Origin of the sequence: Streptomyces sp. NRRL B-24085, assembly GCF_001282115.1 — a bacterium.
Classification (GTDB): Bacteria; Actinomycetota; Actinomycetes; order Streptomycetales; family Streptomycetaceae; genus Streptomyces.
This window is the reverse complement of the sequence record NZ_LJBR01000545.1, coordinates 1-4,213: the sequence shown is the minus strand read 5'-3', so window position 1 is coordinate 4,213 and position 4,213 is coordinate 1. Positions and strand designations below refer to the sequence as shown.

Annotated in this window: 4 protein-coding genes; 3 read left to right on the top strand and 1 reads right to left on the bottom strand. The window is 72.2% G+C overall.

Translation table 11 applies throughout. The annotated features are described in order from the left end of the window. On the bottom strand, window positions 1-928 hold a 928-nt coding region (locus tag AOJ26_RS39020), incomplete at its 3' end, for a helix-turn-helix transcriptional regulator (protein ID WP_053853079.1). Between the two features lie 62 nt (window positions 929-990). Here AOJ26_RS39020 and AOJ26_RS39015 point away from each other — a divergent pair. From AOJ26_RS39015 to AOJ26_RS39005, 3 genes are all read left to right on the top strand, one after another. Next, window positions 991-2,517 carry an MFS transporter gene (locus AOJ26_RS39015; RefSeq protein WP_053853078.1) on the top strand — a complete coding sequence of 509 codons (1,527 nt, stop codon included), beginning with the start codon at window positions 991-993 and terminating at the stop codon, window positions 2,515-2,517. 176 nt (window positions 2,518-2,693) lie between these two features. Then, window positions 2,694-3,455, top strand: a complete 762-nt coding sequence (locus AOJ26_RS39010; RefSeq protein ID WP_053853077.1) for a DeoR/GlpR family DNA-binding transcription regulator — start codon at window positions 2,694-2,696, stop codon at window positions 3,453-3,455. Further along, the coding region (locus AOJ26_RS39005; protein ID WP_234358786.1) for a 1-phosphofructokinase family hexose kinase at window positions 3,452-4,213 on the top strand (762 nt) is incomplete at its 3' end. The genes AOJ26_RS39010 and AOJ26_RS39005, both read left to right, overlap by 4 nt.

Below are 4,213 nucleotides of genomic sequence, written 5' to 3'. Positions count from 1 at the left end.
CCCGCACCGCCTCCACCAGTTCCGGTGGTTCCTCCACCCGGAATTCGACCCCCGTCATCGCCAGCCGCACCGCCATCCACTCCACCGCGTCCCCCACCGACGCCCGCAACCGGCACCGTCCCTCGCCCAGCGGCTCCGGCACCCCCACCCATCCGGGCACCCGGGGCCCCACCACCGACACGTCGGCCTCGAAGGTCACGACGAGTTCGTAGGTCTCCTGACGGCGGTACATCGACTGCCGCAGGTACTCCGCCGCGCTCCCCGACGGCAGCTCCCGCGGAGCGAACCGCGCTCCCGTGGCGAAGGGGTCGTTCACCCGGTCGACCCGGAAGGTCCGCCAGTCGCCGCGGTCGAGGTCGTAGGCGACGAGGTACCAGCGGCGGCCGGTGGAGACCAGGCGGTAGGGCTCCACCACCCGCCGGGACTCGACGCCGTCCTTCGTCCGGTAGGCGAAGCGGAGCCGCTCGTGTCCGGCCACCGTCGAGGCCATCACGGTCAGCGTCTCGGTCGGGATGCTCGCTCCGTCCCCGTGGGTCAGCGGAGTCGTCGCGGCCTGGAGGGTGGAGACGCGGTGCCGCAGCCGGGACGGCAGGACCTGTTCCAGTTTCGCCAGCGCCCGTACGGACGCCTCGTCCACGCCCTCGACGGCGTGCCCCGCGCCCGCCCGCAGGCCGACGGCGATGGCGACCGCCTCCTCGTCGTCGAGGACGAGCGGGGGCATGGCCTTGCCCGCGACCAGCCGGTAGCCGCCGTCGGAGCCCTTGGACGCCTCGACGGGATAACCCAGTTCGCGGAGGCGGTCGATGTCCCGCCGGACCGTGCGGCGGGAGACCCCGAGCCGGTCGGCGAGCTCGCCGCCGGGCCATTCGCGGGGCGTCTGGAGGAGGGAGAGGAGCGTCAGGAGCCGTGCCGGGGTGTCCGTCGTCATGAGTTCGAGGATGCCGTAGAAGTAGGACACGATCTGACCTAGTGGGGTCATAGCTTGATGACATGACCTCCACCGAGACCACCCTTCCGGGCACCCTCGACGCACAGCCCGCCCCGGGCGACCGGCGTCGCTGGTTCGCTCTCGCCATCGTGATGACCGCGGCCTTCATGGACCTCGTCGACGTCACCATCGTCAACATCGCCATCCCGTCCATCCGGCAGGACTCCGGCGCCTCCGTCAGCCAGATCCAGTGGATCACCGCCGGTTACGCCCTGGCCTTCGCCGCGGGGCTGATCACCGGCGGGCGGCTCGGAGACATCCACGGGCGCAAGCGGCTGTTCCTCGTCGGCATCGGCGGGTTCACCCTCGCGTCGGCGCTGTGCGGCTTCGCCGCCAACCCGGAGATGCTGGTCGCGGCCCGGATCCTCCAGGGCGGCATGGCCGCGATGATGGTCCCGCAGGTCCTGTCGATCGTGCACGCGACCTTCCCGGCGCACGAGCGGGGCAAGGTGTTCGGGCTCTTCGGCGCGGTCGTCGGGCTCGGGGCCGTCTCCGGTCCGCTGCTCGGGGCGCTGCTGACCGAGTGGAACCTCTTCGGGCTGGAGTGGCGGCCGATCTTCCTCATCAACCTGCCGGTCGGGATCATGGGGCTCGTCCTCGGGAGCCGTTTCATCACCGAGTCCAAGGCCCCGCGGGCGCTGAAGCTTGACCTGGCGGGTGTGGCCATGGTCGTGCTCGGGCTGCTGATGCTGCTCTACCCGCTGACCCGCGGCGAGGAGCTGGACTGGCCGGTGTGGGGATACGTGTCGATGGCCGGCGCGCCCCTCGTGTTCGCGGCGCTGGTGGCGTACGAGAAGCGCAAGGGTGAGCGGGACGGGTCCCCGCTGGTCGAGCTGTCGCTGTTCAAGGTGAAGAGCTTCGCCGCCGGGATCGCGGTGCAGACCGTGTTCGGGATCGGGCTCGGCATCTTCTTCCTGGTGTGGACGCTCTACATGCAGACCGGGCTCGGCTGGAGCCCGCTGCGGGCGGGGCTGACCGGGGTGCCGTTCTCGATCGCCGTCTCCACGGCCGCCGGACTGTCGGTTCAGAAGCTCGTGCCGCGCTTCGGACGCGGAGTGCTCCAGGCCGGTGCACTGCTGATGGCGGTGGGCGTGCTGCTCTACCTGGGGGAGGCCGAGCGGTACGGCATGGCGATCAGCTCGTGGCAGATGGCGCTGCCCCTGGTCGTGATGGGCGTCGGCATGGGGCTGATCGTCGCGCCGCTCACTGACGCGGTGCTGTCGGAGGTGCCGCGCGAGCACGCCGGTTCGGCGTCCGGGCTCATCAACACCGTGCAGCAGATGGGCAACGCGCTGGGGCTCGGACTGGTGTCGGTCGTGTTCTTCGGGGTGATCGGCGACGACCTGAGGCCGGAGCAGGTCGGCCCGGCCTTCGTGGACGCCTTCCAGCACGCCCTCGGGTGGGTCGCGGCGGTCATGGTCGTCATCTTCCTGCTGATGTTCGCGCTGCCGAAGCGGCCCGCGCAGCACGTGGAGGGGGCCGGTGAGCTTCCCGTGGCGGAGGAGAAGGAGCCCGCGCTCGTCTCCTGAAGCCCGAGGTGAGAGGCCCGGTACCCGCCGAGGTACCGGGCCCTCTTGTCGTGTACGGGAACAACCGGAAGTCCGTTCATGCCCGGATGGCGCCCGAAACTGTTTACTTCTCGGACATCCCGGCGTAGCCTCCGACTGAAACCACACGTTCGGGCATCAGTCGGAGGTGAGCGGACATGTACGCACCGGAGCGGCAGCAGGAGATCCTCCGGCTCGCCCGTGACGGCGGGCGGGTGGACGTCGTCTCGCTGGCCGAGGAGTTCCAGGTCACCGCCGAGACCATCCGGCGCGACCTGAAGGCCCTCGACCGCGCGGGTCTGCTGCGCCGGGTGCACGGCGGGGCCATCCCGGCCGGACGCCTCGACTTCGAGCCGGACCTCGCCGAGCGCGAGACGACCGCGGCCGACGAGAAGGACCACATCGCCAAGGCGGCCCTCGCCGAACTGCCGGCGGAGGGCACCCTGATCCTCGACGCCGGCACGACCGTGGCCCGCCTCGCCGCCGCCGTCCCGCTGGAGGCGTCGCTCACCGTCGTCACCCACAGCCTGCCCATCGCGGCCCGCCTCGCGGACCACCCCGGCATTCAGCTCCACCTGGTCGGGGGGCGGGTACGGCACCGTACGCGCGCCGCCGTCGACGCCTGGGCGCTGCGGGCGTACGGCGAGATCCGGGCCGACGTCCTGTTCGTGGCGGCCAACGGCTTCTCCGCCGAACACGGCCTCACCACCCCCGACCTCGCCGAGGCCGCGGTCAAGCGCGCCGCGCTCGCCGCCGCCCGGCGCGTGGTGCTGCTCGCCGACTCCTCCAAGCACGGCCAGGAGCACTTCGCCCGCTTCGGTGACCTGAGCGATGTGGACCTGCTGATCACCGACAGCGGGCTGAGCCCCGAAGACGCCGTCGCCATCGAGCGCGGCGGCACGGAAGTAGTGCGCGCATGATCCTCACCGTCACCCCGAACCCGTCCCTGGACCGCACCTACGAGGTCCCGTCCCTGGAGCGCGGCGAGGTCATCCGCGCCACCGGGGAACGCATGGACCCCGGCGGCAAGGGCGTCAACGTCTCGCGTGCCGTCACGGCCGCCGGGCAGCGCACGGTCGCGGTGCTGCCGCTGGGCGGGGCGCCGGGAGCGCTCGTCGCGGACCTGCTCGACGCACAGGGCATCGAGGTCGCGCCGGTGCCGGTCACGGGCGCCACCCGCTCCAACATCGCGCTCGCCGAGTCCGACGGGGTGCTCACGAAGATCAACGCGCCGGGTCCCGAGCTGTCCTTGGAGGAGCAGGAGCTGCTGCTGGAGACGGTCCGCTCACAGTCGCGCGACGCCTCCTGGATCGCCTGCTGCGGGAGCCTGCCCCGCGGGCTCGCGCCCTCCTGGTACGCCGAGGTGGTCGCGCGGGCGCACGCCGGAGGTGCCCGGATCGCGCTGGACACCTCCGGGCGCGCGCTCCTGGAGGCGCTGCGCGAACGGCCCGACGTGGTCAAGCCCAACGCGGAGGAACTCGCGGAGGCCGTCGGACGCCCCCTGGCCACGGTGGGCGACGCGGTGAAGGCCGCCGAGGAACTGCGGGAGATGGGCGCGCGGGCGGTGCGCGAGCCTGGCGCCCGAGCCGTCCACGAGCAGCTGTCCGTCGGCGCGCCTGGTTCGCGAGCAGCGCCCGCGCGCCCATCTCCCGCAGTTCCTCGGCGGCCTTCACCGCGT